General features: G+C 34.6%; 25 protein-coding genes. 16 read left to right on the top strand and 9 right to left on the bottom strand.

Features of this window, described 5'->3' with window-relative positions:
- Positions 1 to 157 precede the first annotated feature (157 nt).
- Complete coding sequence (locus BC6307_RS15075; RefSeq protein ID WP_066416436.1) at positions 158 to 1507, top strand: cytochrome P450; 1350 nt, start codon at positions 158 to 160, stop codon at positions 1505 to 1507.
- 58 nt (positions 1508 to 1565) lie between these two features.
- On the opposite strand, the gene BC6307_RS15070 is transcribed toward BC6307_RS15075, so the two are convergent.
- Positions 1566 to 1829, bottom strand: coding sequence for a DUF3006 family protein (locus BC6307_RS15070; protein ID WP_066416437.1), 264 nt, complete (start codon positions 1827 to 1829; stop codon positions 1566 to 1568).
- Positions 1830 to 1833: 4 nt separating this feature from the next.
- Positions 1834 to 3072 carry an MBL fold metallo-hydrolase gene (locus BC6307_RS15065; protein ID WP_066416438.1) on the bottom strand — a complete coding sequence of 413 codons (1239 nt, stop codon included), beginning with the start codon at positions 3070 to 3072 and terminating at the stop codon, positions 1834 to 1836.
- Positions 3073 to 3184: 112 nt separating this feature from the next.
- On the opposite strand from BC6307_RS15065, the gene BC6307_RS15060 reads away from it, so the two are divergent.
- Together BC6307_RS15060 and BC6307_RS15055 are read left to right on the top strand one after the other, a co-directional pair.
- Positions 3185 to 3649 carry a DinB family protein gene (locus BC6307_RS15060; RefSeq protein WP_066416441.1) on the top strand — a complete coding sequence of 155 codons (465 nt, stop codon included), beginning with the start codon at positions 3185 to 3187 and terminating at the stop codon, positions 3647 to 3649.
- Between the two features lie 34 nt (positions 3650 to 3683).
- The gene (locus tag BC6307_RS15055; protein ID WP_066416444.1) at positions 3684 to 4331 is read left to right on the top strand and encodes a pentapeptide repeat-containing protein; all 648 of its coding nucleotides are present in this window, start codon (positions 3684 to 3686) and stop codon (positions 4329 to 4331) included.
- A 24-nt stretch (positions 4332 to 4355) separates the two neighbouring features.
- Here BC6307_RS15055 and BC6307_RS15050 read toward each other — a convergent pair whose 3' ends face one another.
- The 4 genes from BC6307_RS15050 to BC6307_RS25555 all read right to left on the bottom strand — a co-directional run bounded on the left by BC6307_RS15050 (position 4356) and on the right by BC6307_RS25555 (position 7050).
- Entirely contained in the window at positions 4356 to 5048 is a 693-nt protein-coding gene (locus tag BC6307_RS15050; RefSeq protein WP_066416446.1) for a DUF2711 family protein, read from the bottom strand.
- Between the two features lie 109 nt (positions 5049 to 5157).
- Positions 5158 to 5919 (bottom strand): alpha/beta fold hydrolase, encoded by a 762-nt coding sequence (locus tag BC6307_RS15045; protein WP_066416502.1) that lies wholly within the window; start codon positions 5917 to 5919, stop codon positions 5158 to 5160.
- Positions 5920 to 6136: 217 nt separating this feature from the next.
- Complete coding sequence (locus BC6307_RS15040) at positions 6137 to 6817, bottom strand: hypothetical protein (RefSeq protein WP_066416447.1); 681 nt, start codon at positions 6815 to 6817, stop codon at positions 6137 to 6139.
- 101 nt (positions 6818 to 6918) lie between these two features.
- On the bottom strand, positions 6919 to 7050 hold the full coding sequence (locus BC6307_RS25555; protein WP_268874274.1) for a hypothetical protein: 132 nt from the start codon (positions 7048 to 7050) through the stop codon (positions 6919 to 6921).
- 168 nt (positions 7051 to 7218) lie between these two features.
- Between BC6307_RS25555 and BC6307_RS15035 the strand changes: the two genes are divergently transcribed.
- The 8 genes from BC6307_RS15035 to BC6307_RS15000 all read left to right on the top strand — a co-directional run bounded on the left by BC6307_RS15035 (position 7219) and on the right by BC6307_RS15000 (position 11005).
- Positions 7219 to 7491 carry a hypothetical protein gene (locus BC6307_RS15035; protein ID WP_066416450.1) on the top strand — a complete coding sequence of 91 codons (273 nt, stop codon included), beginning with the start codon at positions 7219 to 7221 and terminating at the stop codon, positions 7489 to 7491.
- Positions 7492 to 7541: 50 nt separating this feature from the next.
- Positions 7542 to 7721, top strand: a complete 180-nt coding sequence (locus BC6307_RS15030) for a hypothetical protein (protein WP_066416452.1) — start codon at positions 7542 to 7544, stop codon at positions 7719 to 7721.
- An 11-nt stretch (positions 7722 to 7732) separates the two neighbouring features.
- A complete protein-coding gene (locus BC6307_RS15025; protein ID WP_066416454.1) occupies positions 7733 to 8032 on the top strand; it encodes a TIGR04104 family putative zinc finger protein in 300 nt (99 codons plus the stop codon).
- A gap of 21 nt (positions 8033 to 8053) precedes the next feature.
- Positions 8054 to 8500 (top strand): GNAT family N-acetyltransferase, encoded by a 447-nt coding sequence (locus BC6307_RS15020; protein ID WP_066416456.1) that lies wholly within the window; start codon positions 8054 to 8056, stop codon positions 8498 to 8500.
- A gap of 48 nt (positions 8501 to 8548) precedes the next feature.
- Positions 8549 to 9511, top strand: a complete 963-nt coding sequence (locus tag BC6307_RS15015) for a S41 family peptidase (protein WP_066416458.1) — start codon at positions 8549 to 8551, stop codon at positions 9509 to 9511.
- Positions 9512 to 9540: 29 nt separating this feature from the next.
- Complete coding sequence (locus tag BC6307_RS15010) at positions 9541 to 9960, top strand: VOC family protein (protein WP_066416461.1); 420 nt, start codon at positions 9541 to 9543, stop codon at positions 9958 to 9960.
- A gap of 33 nt (positions 9961 to 9993) precedes the next feature.
- The gene (locus tag BC6307_RS15005) at positions 9994 to 10431 is read left to right on the top strand and encodes a DUF4118 domain-containing protein (protein ID WP_066416464.1); all 438 of its coding nucleotides are present in this window, start codon (positions 9994 to 9996) and stop codon (positions 10429 to 10431) included.
- Positions 10432 to 10516: 85 nt separating this feature from the next.
- Entirely contained in the window at positions 10517 to 11005 is a 489-nt protein-coding gene (locus tag BC6307_RS15000; protein ID WP_235858133.1) for a GNAT family N-acetyltransferase, read from the top strand.
- A gap of 31 nt (positions 11006 to 11036) precedes the next feature.
- On the opposite strand, the gene trhA is transcribed toward BC6307_RS15000, so the two are convergent.
- The gene (trhA, locus tag BC6307_RS14995) at positions 11037 to 11675 is read right to left on the bottom strand and encodes a PAQR family membrane homeostasis protein TrhA (RefSeq protein ID WP_066416466.1); all 639 of its coding nucleotides are present in this window, start codon (positions 11673 to 11675) and stop codon (positions 11037 to 11039) included.
- A 181-nt stretch (positions 11676 to 11856) separates the two neighbouring features.
- Between trhA and BC6307_RS14990 the strand changes: the two genes are divergently transcribed.
- From BC6307_RS14990 to BC6307_RS14975, 4 genes are read left to right on the top strand one after another with little or no spacing between them, the layout of a single operon-like run.
- On the top strand, positions 11857 to 12420 hold the full coding sequence (locus tag BC6307_RS14990) for a hypothetical protein (protein ID WP_066416469.1): 564 nt from the start codon (positions 11857 to 11859) through the stop codon (positions 12418 to 12420).
- 27 nt (positions 12421 to 12447) lie between these two features.
- On the top strand, positions 12448 to 12891 hold the full coding sequence (locus tag BC6307_RS14985; protein ID WP_066416512.1) for a GNAT family N-acetyltransferase: 444 nt from the start codon (positions 12448 to 12450) through the stop codon (positions 12889 to 12891).
- 37 nt (positions 12892 to 12928) lie between these two features.
- Positions 12929 to 13702 (top strand): SDR family oxidoreductase, encoded by a 774-nt coding sequence (locus BC6307_RS14980; RefSeq protein ID WP_066416474.1) that lies wholly within the window; start codon positions 12929 to 12931, stop codon positions 13700 to 13702.
- Between the two features lie 30 nt (positions 13703 to 13732).
- Positions 13733 to 14266, top strand: coding sequence for a hypothetical protein (locus BC6307_RS14975; protein WP_066416477.1), 534 nt, complete (start codon positions 13733 to 13735; stop codon positions 14264 to 14266).
- A gap of 68 nt (positions 14267 to 14334) precedes the next feature.
- On the opposite strand, the gene BC6307_RS25115 is transcribed toward BC6307_RS14975, so the two are convergent.
- Complete coding sequence (locus BC6307_RS25115; protein ID WP_169714888.1) at positions 14335 to 14505, bottom strand: hypothetical protein; 171 nt, start codon at positions 14503 to 14505, stop codon at positions 14335 to 14337.
- Positions 14506 to 14626: 121 nt separating this feature from the next.
- Here BC6307_RS25115 and BC6307_RS14970 point away from each other — a divergent pair, with 121 nt between their 5' ends.
- A complete protein-coding gene (locus BC6307_RS14970) occupies positions 14627 to 15559 on the top strand; it encodes an SDR family oxidoreductase (RefSeq protein WP_174522373.1) in 933 nt (310 codons plus the stop codon).
- 54 nt (positions 15560 to 15613) lie between these two features.
- Here the strand turns inward: BC6307_RS14970 and BC6307_RS14965 are convergent, their stop codons facing one another.
- Positions 15614 to 16981, bottom strand: a complete 1368-nt coding sequence (locus BC6307_RS14965; protein WP_066416479.1) for an aldehyde dehydrogenase — start codon at positions 16979 to 16981, stop codon at positions 15614 to 15616.
- Positions 16982 to 17226 lie beyond the last annotated feature (245 nt).

Genomic DNA, 17226 nt, shown 5'->3' with positions numbered 1-17226 from the left:
TGCAAATTAGGTAGAAAATCCATTAAAAGTGAAATGAATTTTGTGCACACCTATAATTCATAACCTTCCGCTTCTATACAAGCAAATCTAGTAATTACACATACACTACAGAAGATAGGTAGTGATACTTTCACTAGAGAATGGAGGTTTTAAAAAAATGATAGGTAGAAAGTCTAGTTCTCCTCCAGGACCAAAAGGAAAGTTTTTCAATGGGAACTTGCGTGAGTTCCAAGCAGACCCACTGCAATTTATGAGGAAAACAACGGAACAATTTGGCGGAATATCGTTGTTAAGATTTGGTCCCTTTCAAAAAGTGTACCTCGTAAATGACCCAAAGTTAATTAAAGAAATACTAGTAACAAAACAAAAGTATTTTATTAAATCTAATGATATTCGGTCTTTGAAAACAGTGGTTGGAGATGGATTACTCACAAGTGAAAAAGAAAAGCATATGTATCAACGTCGGCTTATCCAACCTGCTTTTAAAAAGCAGCATATTATTAATTACGGACAAGATATGATTGAAACAACGTTACAATACATTGCAAAGTGGCAGGATGGAGAAGAACGGGATATAACAGAGGATATGATGAATATAACATTAGGTATAATAAGTAAAACGATGTTCAGTATGAAGCTAGAAGAAGGGCATAGTATGATTGGGGAGCCAATGGAAGCTGTAATGACACTAGCAATTAAACGAATGAGAGCTATTTTTCCTTTACCTTTGTGGATTCCTACAAAAGAAAATCAACAGTTTAAAAATGCTATTAAGAAGCTTGATCAAGTTCTCTATGAGATAATTGAAAAACGTCAAAATCAAGGTGTTGAAATGGAAGATTTACTAGGAATGTTAATGGCAGCTCGAGATGAAAAAGATGGTATTGGGATGACCAATACGCAGCTTCGAGATGAACTTATGACCATTTTTTTAGCAGGACATGAAACGACAGCCAATGCATTATCTTGGACGCTTTATTTACTATCACAGCATCCAGACAAAGAAGAAAAGCTTAAAGATGAAATATCCAGAGTAGTGTTAAAGCGTGAACCCCAGGCAGAAGATTTTATGAAATTACCATTTGCTCAAAATGTTGTGTGGGAGTCTATGCGCCTTTTTCCACCGGCTTATGTAGTTGGTAGAGAAGTAGATAGAAATGTAGAAATAGGTGGACATACATTAAAAAGGGGAGACATGATCTTAATAAGTCAATATGTGATGCATCGAAACGCTGAATATTTTGAGAACCCGGATACGTTTATACCAGAGAGATTTGAAAATAACTTCATGAGAAGTCTCCCGCCTTACGTATATTTTCCATTTGGGGGTGGTCCTAGAGTATGTATCGGAAACCATTTCGCTCTCATGGAAACAGTTCTAACTCTTGTATGTATTATCCAACAATATAGTCTTAGACTTGCACCGAAACATCACACGGTAAAACCACAACCTTTGATTACATTAAGACCAAAGCATGGCATTCGAATGGTAGTGAAGAAAAGGTAAATAACTTTCATAAAAAGGGACTAACCCTACAGCTTATGGATTAGTCCTCGTACTACCTTTATTTTTTGGAAAACTTACTACCTTTACTTTTTGATCGCAGCTTTGCCATCATAGAATCTACTTTTTGTTGTTCGGAGATAGACGTCTTCTCATCCAGTGTTAACGAAGTTATACGATCATCTTCAATCTTAACGTCAAAATAAGAATGAATACTACTTCCATCTGGTAATTGGTCTTTAGAAAGAACATATTCTTTTCCGATTTCTTCAACTAAAATAACGGCATATTTATCATCTTCTATTCGGTCTAAATATCCTTTCATGATACTACCCTCCTATACAGGCTAGTCCTTGTTCTTTAATATCCTTTATTCTTGCTGGACCGATTCCATTTATACGAGATAAATCATCAATAGATTTAAAAGGCCTAATATTGACTAACTGTTCTGCTCGTTCGATGCCAATATGTTTTATCCCTTGTAATTCATCAATAGATGCAGAATTCACATTAAGACAGCCGTTAGTTACATTAGAGTCTTGTTTAGGTTTCTCTGTCTTATCGTTCCCAGAAGGAGTTCCTTTTTTGCTACTAGGGGTAATTGTTCCATCCCTGTTCGTGAAAACTCTGTAATCTCTTCCATCTGTTGAAACGATAATAGTACCATGAACATCCGTACCGTATAAGTCGATTCCAGCATTTTGGACAAGGTTAACGACCTCATCATGAGGGTGTCCATAACTATTGTCAACACCAGCACTATAAATAGCAATAGATGGATTTACTGTACTAAGAAACGCAGGGTCTGTTGAAGTAGATGAACCGTGGTGACCTAATTGTAAAATATCTGCATCTAAATCAAATCCACTTTGCATCATATTTAATTCGTTTTTCTTACTAGCATCTCCAGTAAAGATAAAACGAATATCACCGTACGTAATTTTTAAAGAAATGGACTCTTCATTGTCGTTTTCTGTGATTGTTTTTGGATATAAGACAGCAATTTCTAATGATCCTATTTCAAATTCATCGCCCATTCTCGGTTCATAATAATCTGCACCACTTTTATCAATGGCTTCTAGTACCCGTTGAAACGTTTGCGAAGAGTTCGTATTACCGGACATCCAAACTTCCCCAACGTCAAATGTATTAATTACTTTATCCAGTTGGCCAATATGGTCAGCATCTGGATGAGTGCCAATCGCAATGTCGATATGTGATACGTTTTGAGCATGTAAATAGTTTACAACATCATTTCGGTTCCAATTTCCTGCGTCAATTAGTATATGAAACGCTTCACCTTCAACAGTGAATTGCAATAATGTGGAATCAGCTTGACCAACATTCATGTAATGAACTTTTAACTCAGATAACGATTGACTTTCTTTTTCGTTTGCATTTTTTTCAACTTCTATTTCCTCCTTTATACTCGGAGGTTCTTTATCAATAGAGTTTTGCTCTTGGTTGTGTACACTTGTATTATTTCCTAAATTTGTAGACTCTTGTGCGCATCCTGTAATGATTAAGAGGATAACGGTGAATAGAGCAAAAAGATGGTGTTTGTACATGTAGTATCCCTCATTTCTATTTTACCAATATACCATATTGGTAAAAGGTTTACGCTTTTATATGGTAAAATCAAAAAAGTACAAGATAATTATTAGGAACGGGGAGTTATTATTGAAAAACTTCTTTACGTATAACTGGCAAGTTCGTCAAGAATGGTTCGAGTGGTGTAAGCATATAAAAGAAGAAGAATTGACTAAATCTCGAGTTGGTGGAGTTGGGAGTATATTAGAAACACTGTTTCATATAGTAGAGGTTGAATATAGTTGGATACGAGCTATTCAACGTAAGGAGGATATTGTCGTTACCTTCAAAGAATATGATACGTTGGACAAAATCATGTCTTTATCTAAAAGATACGAAGAAGAAATAACCGAATTTTTAAATGGTAATTTGTTTGAGATGAAAAATGAACATGTTTACATTCCGTGGGACAAAAATACATATATAGTTGATGATATACTGCATCATCTCGTCGCACATGAAATTCATCATATCGGACAATTATCAGTATGGGCGAGGGAGTTAGGAAAAAGACCAGTTCCTGCAAATTTTATTGGTAGAAACATAAGAAAATGAGAGTAAAAAAGAATATGTAAGGAGATTGTCTAAAATGGTAGCCGAAATTAAGATTGATAAACCCAAAATACCAATGGGGTTAACGAGTGCAAGTTTTCAAGACGTATTCTCCAATGAAGAGCCATACTTAGGCTCAAGTGTAGTGGAGAGTTCCATAGTGGAAAGTAAACAAATAGAAAAAGTGGAATTCTATCAAGTTGTATTTCGTAACGTTACATTTACAGATGTATCTTTTAGAAAAATAGAGCTTACAGATGTTATTTTCGAAAATTGCGATTTATCTAATGTCCAGTTAATAGAAGGTAGTTTACATAGAGTGGAATTCATTGACTGTAAATTAATCGGGTTAAACCTTTCGGATTCGACGTTGAAAAATGTATTGTTTACGAACTGCAATCTAAATTTAAGTGGATTTGGTTACGGTAATTTAAAGCAAGTTTCTTTTCTTACCTGTTCATTACAAAATGCTGATTTTTATGAATGTACATTTAGTAAAGTTCAGTTTCAACAATGTGAAATAAATGATGCTAACTTCACTGGTACCCCATTAAAAGGAATTGATTTAAGTTCTTCTACGTTCCAACGACTTACCGTTGCAGTGGAAGACTTAAGAGGTTGTGAAGTTTCTGTGGAACAAGCGGTTGGGTTTGCTACGCTGCTTGGATTAAAAATTAAAGACTAAGGCCCCAAACTAAAAGCCTTAGTCTTATTTTTCTAAACTCCAGTATATTTTTGTTTTGTTTGTACAGTAAAACCCTTCTAGATTAGTAGACTCTACTATTCTTTTTACCGTTGCCTTATCTGAGCACAAAAAAGAAAAGTGACTGTCCCAGTGGGTTGTTATTAAAATTTTATGATCATGTGTGAAGAGGTTTCGATTTAAATAGATTTCTACAGTTCCATCTATTAAATCATTAATATATTCAAGCTTTCTTTTTGTACAATGTTCGTCTCCACACCATATCCAACCATGGCCAACTTCTTTTACAGCGTTAAGTACATTTTCGATTAAGATATTTGGAAAAACACCCTCGCTTGGTTCAAGAAGGCCGTACTTTTGACACACATCTTTTATGATCGTTGCTGCCTCTTGATCTGCATATTCTTTACTTAGCCCTAAAATATTCGTTCGCAGACCGATATCCAATTGTTGGATGTTATTTAAACCTGACAATGTTATAAATTCCCTCCATGTAACTACCTCGTAATTTTGCTTTGTTTCCTTAGTAGTTGGAAAGCCATTAACTTGCAACTCTTTACTTTTAGGCTTTAAAAATGGATGAAAAAAAATATAAACTTCTTCAAATACATTTTTATAAAATTCCTTTATTGAGGTACCTTCATAAGCGCATACAGCGTATTTATGTGGTTTAGGAGCCCTTCGATACGCTTCATCCATACGTTATCACCATCCTTAAAAATAATTGTATCTATTTTTCTATTATGTAGTGATTAACATAAATATCCAATGTCATTTTTGTATAACTAAAACACTATAACTCTATCCATTATAAGGTATTAACATCATTTTCAATCCATTCTTCGAGCACGCGGTTAAAAAGGTCTGGGTGGGCTAAAGAAAAACCATGACCGATATTAGGTAAAATTACACCTTTGCTATTGGAGCTATTGTTTGTAACTTCTTTCATTGAATCTTTCATGATTTTTCTTTCTTTTTCTCCGACTGTTACTAAAATTTTGCTGTTAGAAGTATTAAACTTATGTGGTATTGTAAATGACATATTTTCTTTCATAACCCGCAGAAAACTATCCTTAGTTAGTTGACAGCTTTCTTCATAATAAATGTCATAATAATCTTCTGTTATGTACATGGATTTCGCTTGAATTTTGGAAAATGCTTTATATTTCACTAAAGGAAATGCAAACATCATCGAGTTAGTTAAAGCATTAGCGAAAGGAATTTTTTTAACTAAAGGGCTATTAATCATAGCGAAATCAATTAGCTGTGGTTTCTTTCCTATCATAGCAATTAAAACTTGAGCACCTAACGAAAATCCTATTGCAATAACACGTTTACCATTACTTTTCTCATTAATTAGGTTAATAATTTTATCGGCAGCCCCATCAATCGTAAAGTGGCCTTCATGAATACTTTTACCGTGTTCGGGAAGGTCGGGTACTAAACAATGAAACTTCGAACGAAAATATTCAACCTGTTTATCCCACATCCAACCACTTACTCCACCGCCATGGATAAAAACCATCAGTGTTGAATGTTCTATTCCAAATTCTTTGTAATACATCCAAATCCCTCCGTGTTCCTTCTTCATACTACTTTTATCATACAACATAAAGGGAAAATAACAGTACAATTTACAGAATAAAAACAATTTAATATATGTACTTGAGGGAAGGAGTTTTGAAATGTAGTGAGGTTAGGATTCATTATATTAACAACTAAAAAGTGTTGAAGGGGATTGTGATATGAAAAACATCCCCCATAAATAGTATAGGGGATGTTCATGTTTAAAAGTAATCGCCTGTATCACCCATTGAATCTAGATGGCTAGCTATTAGAGCGATGATTGTGCCGGCTTCTTCTTTACTGAAAATAAAGTTGGTTTCATCCTTTAACATTTCATCATCCCCAGTTCTAATCCGATTAATTCTTCTCAATACACCATCACCGGTTTCTTGAACAACCCCAAATTGATACGTAACCTCCACTTCATCTTCCTCATAGTAAGCAGTTACTTCTGGTGTTTCCCACTCTACATCAATTTCCTCGTAAATTTGGTCATTATTTTCTACTTCGTCATAATCTGAATCATAAACAACGATATCTGTCTCTGTATAATCCTCGTTGTCCATATACGAGACTTCATTCATGTCGCCATTCATATAATCGTGAAAACTTTCATGCACTGCATCTACAATATCTTCAATGTCAGGTAATATTACTTTACTTAAATGACCATATTCGGGGTCAACTGTTTCCATATAATACTCTTCATTACTAGGGTCGAAAAACAAAGTACAAAAATAATCTCTCTCTAATTCATCATCAATCTCTGTGTAAAACTCAATTCTGGGATGTTTTGCCCCTCTTTCAATAGACATATGCCCAGTTTGATCATACTTATCACAAATTGATTCTAAATTATCTTGCAACTCTCCAGTTACCCGGTCAAACCATTCTAAAGACATAGTATCCCACCTTTTCAATTAGTCGGAATTATTATGTCCATCCTTTTCTTAATTAAATTTCCATTTGGTGGGAAATGGCAATGAAAGGTACTAAACTATTTTTAGTTCCAATGCTTCAATACCTTCCAGATGCCTCTTAATAATAAACGTAATGGGGTAGCTAAAATTTCAATTGAGAAAGTGATGATGTCTATCCAGTTATGCCATTCTCTCGTTTTTTTCTTTTTGCTCATTCATATCCCCTCACCTTATTTACAAGTACTATAAAAGCTCCCTAAGTCTTACTTTAAACAAAAGGTAATGAAATTTCACCAAAATTTTCTAACTTGCACTAAAATATAGAAAATAATGTTATAATTTCTTAAAAATATATATGTGAACGTCGGAGGGAGTGAAAAACGGTGGGAATTGCAATCGGAATATTAATTGCTTCTTTTGTTGCTTGTTTTTACTTAAGTAGTACGCGCTTTAAAGATAAAAAGTTTATTGTATGGGGTGTATTTACCATCTTCTCATTTGCTCCACTAGTATCATGGTTATTATCGATCTCTTACGGAGTATATGAGGAAAGTGGCTTTGCAGCTATGGCGTTAATGATGGTAACGTTTCCGATATTTTTAATTGTTGGTGTCGTTATACTCGTTATGGGATTGTACAGGTTGAAATATAGTTAAGCAAAGAGTTACTTAAATATAGTGTGATGAAATGTTAGGGGGGTAGTGGGATGGATGGTGTTGAAGTAATTATATCATTGGTTGGTTTCTTTATAGCTATTTATTTATTATCAAGAGTTGCACACTTTTTTAACAATGTAAAAAATAAATTGAATGACATCGAAAAGAAGTTAGACGATTTAATAGCTTTTAATGAAAAACAAACCAACAATAATGAAAAAAGTACATAAGGAGGATGCCGATGCCTACTTGTCAATCTTGTGGAACAAAATGGGGCTGGAAGCAAACGATTAAAAAATCGTTCACCTTTCATTCAGCGTTGGAATGTCCTTACTGCGGTAAAAAGCAATATTGGACAACAAAGTCACGGAGAAAGGTAAGTTTTTCTACTATGATTATTCCCTTTTTTATTATTGTTCCATCTCTTTTTACTATTTCCCGATTGCTTATTTTAAGTATGTTAATAAGTTTATGTTTGTTAGTTCTTTCGATAATCCCTTTTATTATGGAATTGTCGGACGAGGAAGAGCCCCTTTGGTAGGGCAGAAACGGAGGGAAATTAATGAATATTTTTAAAGCTACAAATCATGATCTTGAAGGTGTATCAAACTTGTTTAATTTATATCGGATGTTCTATAACCAACCTTTCGATTTGGAAGGAGCACGTTCTTACATAACAGAAAGAATGGAGAAAGGTGAATCTGTTATTTTTGTTGCAAAAATTGATGATGAGTATGTCGGTTTCACTCAACTTTATCCGACTTTTTCTTCTATCTCGATGAAAAAAGCGTGGATTCTAAACGATCTTTACGTAGATGAACAGGCAAGAGGGCAAGGCGTAGGAGAAAAGCTATTACAAAGGGCAAAGGAGTTAGCCGTTCAAACGGGTGCTAAAAGTATAAGTCTAAGTACTGCACTTGACAATTATACTGCCCAAAGGCTTTACGAGAAAAACGGATACGAACGGGACGAACATTTTTATCAATATGAACTTAGTTTAAGTAAATAAAAGGTTAACAGTTTATGTTTCAATTACTAAAGTTGTATGGGGGATCCAATGACAATTGATAATTTGAAATATGTAATGGAACGAATCCTTTCTCAACTAGAACAGCATTATATTTTTCCAGAAAAAGTTAACGAAGTCCGTGCTTTATTGGAAGAAAACTTTGCAAATAGCAAATACCAATTAGATGTTGTATCGCTTTGTAAAGTAATTACTGAAGATTTGCAAAAAGTTACAAAGGATAAACATTTAACTGTTTTTTACCGTCCAGGTCTCTCTGTAGATCAGAGTTTGGATCAAATATTGATAGAAGATGAAATGAAAAAAGGTAAGGTAGATAACTACGGTTTTCATAAAATGGAACGACTTACAGGAAACGTAGGTTATATCGATATCCGTAAATTTTACAGTGTACAACTCGGGGCGGAAACAGTAATTAGCGTAATGAACTACATTGCAAATACAGATGCATTAATTATCGATTTAAGAAAAAACGGGGGAGGAAGATTAGAAATGATCACATTCCTTGCTTCCTTTTTTTTCGAAACATCAACACATGTCAATAGCGTCTATAACCGATCGGAAAATACTTTAATACAAGAATGGACCCAACCTTTTGTTCCTGGAAAACGGTATGTAAATAAACCCATCTTTCTCTTAACGAGTGATTTTACTTTTTCAGGTGGAGAAGCATTTGCGTATAGTTTACAACAGTTAAACAGAGCGAAAGTAGTTGGTGAGGTAACTGGAGGAGGGGCTCATCCAGTAATGTTTGCACGTGTTGAGGGAGACATTCATATCCGAATTCCGAATAGAAGGTCAATTAATCCGATTACGAATACGAATTGGGAAGGGACAGGGGTGTTTCCTAATGTGCAAATGAAAAATGAAGAGGCATTTCATTATAGTTACAAAAAGGCTCTACAATATGTCAAAGAAAAGTATGAACCTATTAAAGGTTATGAGTTCTTAGTGAAAGAAATTAATTCTACCATTAGGGAAATAACCAGGTAAATAAAAAATTTAGCAAAGGTGGATGAACAATGGGAGAGAAACTTGTAAGAGTAGGTACTACTTATTTACCTGTAATCAATGTAAATGAATCAGCCGAATGGTATGTAGAAAAGCTAGGGGCAGTGCTATCGTATAAAGACGAAGATAAAGCAATCATTAATTTAGCTAATCAAAGCTTTTTTCTTGTGAAAGCTGTGGAAAATGGAACAGCAAACTTTATTGATGCCTATGGGGAAGAACGGTTTTCGTTAACTTTTGAAGTGGCTGGGGAAGAGGCTTTAGTTCAATTAAGAGATGAATTATGTCAGAAAGAAGTTAAGGTCGGGGAACTGGAAGACAGAGGACATATCGGTAGAAATTTTGTCTTTTATGATTTAAACGGAAATAAGTTCGATGTATGGAGTGAGCTTAGTCCATTTTTTAAAGGGCAGTTTTCTAACAAAATGTAAGGAGCATATAAATCTAATTAAGGAAGTGATTAGATGCATCCCATCACTTTAATAGAAATTATGATTGCTAGTATCTTCATTCTTCTACTTTTGATGGTTTCTGTAATTTTAAGAAAAAAGTGGAGAAAAAACGGGCTAATTCTTACTTCTGTTTTGTTGGTTATAACATTTGCCTTTTTCTTTATTCGTCCGTATTGGATAGATTACCAAATTAAAGAGCGTATCGTAGTACTTGATGAATATTTAAAAGAGCGTTATCCAGGGGAATCATGGGAAATTTCAAGTATTGACCATACAACTTACCGACAGTACAATCCGTATCATTTACATGTAACTTTTAGTAAAGAGCTAGAAATACAATATTCTTATCATGTTAATTGGAAAGGTGATATTAAGCAAGTTTCTGTCTATACACCTGACAATATTCGTTTAAGCGTGTTAAATTATTTGGAAATTGAGGAGAATCAATAGCTTTAACGATATACATTTAAAGCTTAAACGCCTCAACCTTGGTCAGAGGTTTTAACTATGATTATGTGGAAGGGGGGATAAATCAATGCAAAAAAACAGCAAAAATGAGCGAGACAAAATGGCTATAAAAAAAATTGACATAAAAAATCGTGACGTTGCAAAAACGGTATTAAACATACAACTAGCATCCTATAAAGTTGAAGCAGGAATAATCGGTTATGACGATATTCCACCTCTTCATGATACGATTGAATCACTGCAACATTGTGGTGAATCATTTTATGGGTTCTACTTAGACGACGAATTATGTGGAGCAATATCATTTAAAATGGAAAAGAACATAATGGATATACATCGTTTAGTCGTTCATCCTGACCAATTTCGTAAAGGTATTGCTAGTAAACTGTTAACATATATATATGATTTGGATAATATTGAAGGGATAGTCGTTTCTACAGCAACGTTGAATACTCCGGCTATTACATTTTACGAAAAACATGGCTTCTACAAGGAAAAGGAAGAAAAAATTAATGAACAGTTATCACTATCCTTTTTCCGAAAAGAAAAAAAGTAAAAGGCCAGCCGAGTAGGACTGCCCTTCATGATTAATGCAGAAGTGTTAATACAGAGAAAAAATGCATAATCGATCCTGCCATAACGAATAAATGCCAAATTGCGTGATGATAGTTAAAGCCGCGCCACACATAGAAAATTGCACCAACAGTGTATAACACACCACCGATTACTAAATAAATAATCCCTTGAGAAGAGACATTTTCTACTAACGTTCCCCACGCAAACACAATAAGCCAGCCTAGAAAAATGTAAAGAACGGTAGACATATGCAAAAACCGCTTTACAAAAAAAGATTTAAACACCGTTCCGATAATAGCAACACCCCATACGATACCAAAAAGCGTCCAACCTAAAGTCCCTTTTACTGCAACAAACAAAAACGGTGTATACGTTCCAGCTATGAAAAAATAAATGGAGGAATGATCTAAAATTTCAAACACGTCTTTTGCTTTACCAGGTGGAAAGCTATGCACAAGAGTTGAGGAAGTATATAGTAGTACCATCGTTACCCCGAATAGTGTGAAGCTGACAACGTGCCAAGCGGTACCATGAAATGATGATAATACTATTAATATTACTAATGCAGCAATACTTAAAAGGGCACCTATCCCATGTATGATGGCATTAGCGATTTCCTCGCCTTTCGAAAATGTATGAGTATTTGCCATACTATGAATCAATCCTTCCTGACATGTAACTAAAACTATTTTGTTTTAATTAATTCTTCTCTAAGTATAGCTAAATTAACGAAGTTTAGCACATAATAGCCTCTTATTTCATGTATATATTTTATTTGATTTGCGTGAGACCAGTTGTTTAATGGTGAGATATATAGGAGGGGGAATATCAATGAAAAAGCTATTTTGTATAATAATAGTAATTATGGTAGCACTTATCGGCTGTGGAACGGAAAAAGAAACACGTTCATCCACTCTAGATGACTATGAAGTTACAAACATAAATGCTGAAATTATGGAAGGTGATTTCGTATACCGACTGTACAGTAAAGAAAGAGTTTATGAACCTAATGAAGAGATACAAGTCTACGGGGAAATAGAATATGTTGGGGAAGAAGAGGAAGTAGTCATCTATCATGCTGCCTCCCCGTTTTATTTTATAATAACGGAAGAAGTTCGCGGTTATGAAATTGATTATGCTATGGACACACCATTAATTGGCACTACACTAAAAAGGGGAGAACCACTAGTAGAGCCTTATCGTAAAAGTGGAGGATATAGTGATCAATCTGAAAAGGAGTTTGTGGAATTTATAAAAGAATTTTTACATAAAGAAGGATTTCCTTCAGGTTTTTATACAATAAATGGTTTCACTGATTTTTATGTAGAGAAAGGCAACCACATAAAAGAAGAATATGAAATGGAGGCGCAAATTAATATTAAAGTGAGTAACTAAATGATGTTAGAGAAGTAGGTGAACCATCTGGAAAAATTAACATTAAAATCAATTGATAAATATAATTGGGAAACGGCAATTGAATTGTCAGTAAATGAAGATCAAAAGCGCTTTATCGCCACTAATTTATACTCTATCGCACAAGTGCAATTTTTAGATAACTTCTATGTAAAAGGCGTATACAACAGCGAAACGATGATTGGTTTTACGATGTACGGGATAGATGAAGATGATCAAAACTATTGGATATATCGATTAATGATCGATAAAAACTATCAAGGCAATGGTTACGGTTTAAAGGCTATTAAGTTGGTAATAGAAGAAATTAAAAGGGAAAATAATGACAGGCCATTCATCCTCATTGGTTACCATCCTAATAATGGGGCAGCAAGGAAGGTATATAAAAAAGCTGGTTTTATAGAAACTTCTATTGCTCCGTGGGGAGAACAGTTAGCAAAGTTTAATTTATGAACTCATCAAGTCGAAATCATTTTTCGGAGGAAATAGAATGAACCAATTAAAAGGGAAGGTCGCTGTTGTTACTGGTGTAAGTCGTCTTAAAGGGATAGGGGCAGCAATATGTGGAGAGCTGGCTAAGGCGGGATGTGACATATTTTTTACGTATTGGACAGATTATGATCTGTCTATGCCCTGGAGTATAGAAGTGAACGAACCGCAACAAATAAAAGAACGCTTAGACAATTATGGTGTGAATGTTTATGCTATGGAGTTGGACCTAACGGAGCAAGAAGCTGCTAATCAACTTTTTAGTACAGCAATAGAAAAGTTAGGTAAGCCGGATATTTTAATCAATAACGCAGCCTATTCAACGAACAATGATTTTTCTACAATAACAGCAAACGAGTTAGATAGGCATTATATGGTAAATGTTCGTGCCACAACTTTATTATGTAGTAAATTTGGGCAATTGTTTCATAAGAAATCTGGTGGAAGAATAGTTAATATAACATCAGGGCAATTTCAAGGTCCAATGCCTGGAGAGTTAGCTTACGCCACAACAAAAGGTGCTGTTGATGCTCTCACCATAACACTAGCTGCAGAACTTGCTCATAAGGGGATAACGGTAAATGCTGTTAATCCAGGCCCAACAGATACGGGATGGATGACAAACGATTTAAAAGATTACCTATTAAATAAGTTTCCATTCGGTAGAATAGGAGAGCCGCAAGACGTTGCAAAAACGATAAAGTTTCTAGTAAGTGATGATGCAAATTGGATAACCGGGCAAATAATCCATTCAGAAGGTGGATTTCAAAGATAATTATAAAAGGTAAATGGGGGTAATGATAAATTGTTGGATCTTACGAGTTTAGTACTTGGGAGTTTATTAGTTGTATTAGTAGCATTCATTATAAGTAGGTTTATTCAAGATCGGATGAAAGTAATCGTCATAACATTTGTATTTATAGTTGGCCTATTTATGTTGGCAAATTTATTAGCGTATACGTCTTTTACAAAGTATGCTTCTAAATATATTAACGAAGAAACGACTATTAACAATGTTACCATTACAGTAAATGATTTAGATGATAGAGGGATGAGACTAGATTCTACTAGTATAACGATAGAGGATGAGAAAGTTATTGACAAGCTTTTACAGGACTTTTCACAAGTCAAATTGAAAAAAGATTTAAATACTACAGGCTGGGAAAGAAGATATAATGTCATGTTCTCTGTAACTAATCCTGCAAGTGATGGTAAATATGTCGTTACAGGAAGCTATTCATTTAATGTTGATGAAAAATATTTAAATGACCACAAAATAATAAACTCCACCAATCACTTGAGTACAATTGAAGAAATAATAGGATATGAAGATTTGTGAAGTAAAAATAGTTGTATAGGCATTCTATTCTGAAATATGGAATGCCTAATCTTCTCTAAATTTGTTGGTTAAATCTTTGGATAGTATTGATCATACCCTGGATTACAATAATACGGTGGTCTTGGTCCGATTTTTGGTACCTCTAATATCGTCCCATTATAGATTAACTGATTTTTTTCTTCTGAATCATTTAATAACAGTATTTGGGCCTCGGGATAAAAATAAAAATAGTGTTTCATGATTCAACCTCCTTATCATACATTATTCCATTCTGCTTATAGAGGAGCCCTTCCTATGTCACTTTAATAGCCCATCTTTCATACTGTAAGTAGTATAGTTTTTTTATCTAGGAGGTTTCATATGGGAAAAGATGAGTTAAATATGGAGCAGAAGGATAGTGGATATCCGTTGTACCCTAACTATGGAAAAATAACGGAATACAAGGAGGTCCCGTTAACGGTTCCGGAGCAACGCCAAGTTCGACAGCCCGGTTTAGAAAAAATGATGGTACCAAGACCAATTATTGAAAACCCGAATTATGTAGGTAGTGGCAAATTAAAAGGAAGAGTGGCCTTAATTACAGGAGGAGATAGTGGGATTGGTGCTGCGGTAGCCATTGCATTTGCAAAGGAAGGTGCCGATGTTGCTATTTCATATCTAGATGAGCATGAGGACGCTAAACGAACTAAAGATAGAATTGAAGAACTTGGACAAAGATGTATTTTATTGCCTGGGGATGTAAGAGATAAAGAGCAATGTCTAAACATTGTAGAACAAACAGTGAGTGTCTTAGGTCAATTAAATATTTTATGTAACCATGTCGGAATACAATTTCAACAACTAAGTCTTCTTGATATTACTGATGAGCAATTTGATGATACGTTCAAAGTTAATATATATTCTCACTTTTATACTACAAGAGCGGCTCTCCCGTATTTAAAAGCTGGGAGTTCTATCATTAATACATCTTCCATTGTTACATTCGTTGGGAACAAGCAATTAATTGATTACACTGCCACGAAAGGCGCTAATATTGGCTTTACAAGAGCACTAGCCAACAATCTTATTGATAAAGGTATTCGAGTAAACGCAGTAGCTCCTGGTAGAGTGTGGACACCATTAATTCCCTCTAGCTTCTCAGCAGACCAAGTTCCACTCGTTAATAACCCTATGGAAAGACAAGGTCAACCATTTGAGTTAGCTCCTACGTATGTTTACCTTGCATCTGATGACTCAAGGTTTGTTACTGGTCAAACACTTCATGTAAATGGTGGAGAGTGGACTTCATCATAACGTACTAATTTAAAAATAATGAGCTCGAAGGAAGGGAACTTCGAGCTTTTACGATTATTTTAAAAATAACTTAATTTTTTTCAGTCCATCTTTTACATTTGGATATCGAAACGGAAGATCAAATTTAGTCGTTTGTTTTAAAACACTTTTATTGTGTGAGAACGTATTGAAACTACCTTTTCCGTGATAAGATCCAATACCGCTATTTCCAACACCCCCAAAAGGTAAGTAAGGAGATGCCAAGTGGTAGACTGTATCATTAATACATCCCCCACCAAATGAAATATTATTTAAAACTTCTTTTTGTATACTTTCATTTTCCGAAAAGACATATAAAGCAAGTGGGTTAGGGTGATTGTGTATTCCTTCGATAATGTCTGAAAGTTGTTCATATTCCATAACAGGTAAAATTGGGCCGAAGATTTCATCCTGCATGATAGGGTCGTCCCACGATATATTCGTTAAAACAGTTGGCTCAATAGTTAATCCCTCTTTGTTGACATTCCCACCAATGGTCACAGTACCGTTGTTTAAGAACGATTGCAATCTATTAAAATGTCTCTCACTCACAATTCTTGTGAAATTAGGATTACTTAATGGATTTTCACTGTATAACTCTTCCGTAGCCTTCTTAAAGTGGAGTAAAAAATCCTCTTTAATCCGTTTATGTACGTAAAGATAGTCTGGAGCAACACAAGTTTGCCCAGCGTTCATAAATTTACCCCAAGCGATTCGTTTTGCTGCAATTTTTATATTAGCGTCTTCATGAACAATACAAGGACTTTTTCCACCTAATTCTAGTGTAACAGGAGTTAAGTTTTTAGCAGCAGCCTCCATTATGACTTTACCAACTTGAACACTTCCAGTAAAAAAGATATAATCAAAATTTTCGTTTAACAGAGCTTGACTTGTTTCAACATCACCTTCTGCTACTGCAACGAACTCTCTGGGAAAAATGCTTGAAATAATAAGGCTTAATAATTGAGAAGTTTTAGGTGTTAGCTCAGAAGGCTTTATGATGGCACAATTCCCTGCTGCTATTGCACCAATTAAAGGTGCGACAGCGAGTTGAAACGGATAGTTCCATGGTGAGATAATAAGGGTTACTCCATATGGCTCTGGGTATACATAACTTGTAGATCCAATATGTGTAATTGGTGTTTTTACTTTTTGAGGTTTTACCCAAGATGGCAAATGCTTTAACGTAAATCGTATTTCCTCTAAAAGGATACCAATTTCTGTAGTATACGCCTCGAATTCTGATTTATTTAAGTCTGCCTTTAATGCATCAATAAGTTGTTGCTCATTATTCTTAATAGCACCTCTTAATTTCTGAAGTGCAGCTTTTCGAAAATCGATCTCCTTCGTCTTCCCTGAAAGAAAAAACTGCTTCTGCTTCAAAACTAAAGACGAATAATCCATATTATCATCTCCTTAGTAAAGGAATTATTTTAAATGAAAGAGCATGTTCGAATTACAAGATCCTAAATGTATTTACTATTGTACCTTTTCTTTCTTATTACTTCTACTATAGTCGACTCCGTAAGCATAATATTGTATTATCCTGCATGTGAGCCGAGACACCCAACCTACAAAAATATTTAAAAGGTATTAACAGAATGTTCTTTTATTGAGAATATTTATGGTAATATTTAGATAGATAGTGT

It is taken from the genome of Sutcliffiella cohnii (assembly GCF_002250055.1).
Classification (GTDB): domain Bacteria; phylum Bacillota; class Bacilli; order Bacillales; family Bacillaceae_I; genus Sutcliffiella; species Sutcliffiella cohnii.
This window is presented reverse-complemented; position numbering and strand designations above follow the sequence as displayed.

What these genes read in the sequence shown, in the direction of transcription:
- BC6307_RS15075 (WP_066416436.1), top strand. Translation starts at nt 158, where the DNA reads ATGATAGGTAGAAAGTCTAGTTCTCCTCCAGGACCAAAAGGAAAGTTT.
- BC6307_RS15070 (WP_066416437.1), bottom strand. Translation starts at nt 1,829, where the DNA reads ATGAAAGGATATTTAGACCGAATAGAAGATGATAAATATGCCGTTATT.
- BC6307_RS15065 (WP_066416438.1), bottom strand. Translation starts at nt 3,072, where the DNA reads ATGTACAAACACCATCTTTTTGCTCTATTCACCGTTATCCTCTTAATC.
- BC6307_RS15055 (WP_066416444.1), top strand. Translation starts at nt 3,684, where the DNA reads ATGGTAGCCGAAATTAAGATTGATAAACCCAAAATACCAATGGGGTTA.
- BC6307_RS15050 (WP_066416446.1), bottom strand. Translation starts at nt 5,048, where the DNA reads ATGGATGAAGCGTATCGAAGGGCTCCTAAACCACATAAATACGCTGTA.
- BC6307_RS15040 (WP_066416447.1), bottom strand. Translation starts at nt 6,817, where the DNA reads ATGTCTTTAGAATGGTTTGACCGGGTAACTGGAGAGTTGCAAGATAAT.
- BC6307_RS25555 (WP_268874274.1), bottom strand. Translation starts at nt 7,050, where the DNA reads ATGAGCAAAAAGAAAAAAACGAGAGAATGGCATAACTGGATAGACATC.
- BC6307_RS15030 (WP_066416452.1), top strand. Translation starts at nt 7,542, where the DNA reads ATGGATGGTGTTGAAGTAATTATATCATTGGTTGGTTTCTTTATAGCT.
- BC6307_RS15025 (WP_066416454.1), top strand. Translation starts at nt 7,733, where the DNA reads ATGCCTACTTGTCAATCTTGTGGAACAAAATGGGGCTGGAAGCAAACG.
- BC6307_RS15020 (WP_066416456.1), top strand. Translation starts at nt 8,054, where the DNA reads ATGAATATTTTTAAAGCTACAAATCATGATCTTGAAGGTGTATCAAAC.
- BC6307_RS15015 (WP_066416458.1), top strand. Translation starts at nt 8,549, where the DNA reads ATGACAATTGATAATTTGAAATATGTAATGGAACGAATCCTTTCTCAA.
- BC6307_RS15010 (WP_066416461.1), top strand. Translation starts at nt 9,541, where the DNA reads ATGGGAGAGAAACTTGTAAGAGTAGGTACTACTTATTTACCTGTAATC.
- BC6307_RS15005 (WP_066416464.1), top strand. Translation starts at nt 9,994, where the DNA reads ATGCATCCCATCACTTTAATAGAAATTATGATTGCTAGTATCTTCATT.
- BC6307_RS15000 (WP_235858133.1), top strand. Translation starts at nt 10,517, where the DNA reads ATGCAAAAAAACAGCAAAAATGAGCGAGACAAAATGGCTATAAAAAAA.
- trhA (WP_066416466.1), bottom strand. Translation starts at nt 11,675, where the DNA reads ATGGCAAATACTCATACATTTTCGAAAGGCGAGGAAATCGCTAATGCC.
- BC6307_RS14990 (WP_066416469.1), top strand. Translation starts at nt 11,857, where the DNA reads ATGAAAAAGCTATTTTGTATAATAATAGTAATTATGGTAGCACTTATC.
- BC6307_RS14980 (WP_066416474.1), top strand. Translation starts at nt 12,929, where the DNA reads ATGAACCAATTAAAAGGGAAGGTCGCTGTTGTTACTGGTGTAAGTCGT.
- BC6307_RS25115 (WP_169714888.1), bottom strand. Translation starts at nt 14,505, where the DNA reads ATGAAACACTATTTTTATTTTTATCCCGAGGCCCAAATACTGTTATTA.
- BC6307_RS14970 (WP_174522373.1), top strand. Translation starts at nt 14,627, where the DNA reads ATGGGAAAAGATGAGTTAAATATGGAGCAGAAGGATAGTGGATATCCG.
- BC6307_RS14965 (WP_066416479.1), bottom strand. Translation starts at nt 16,981, where the DNA reads ATGGATTATTCGTCTTTAGTTTTGAAGCAGAAGCAGTTTTTTCTTTCA.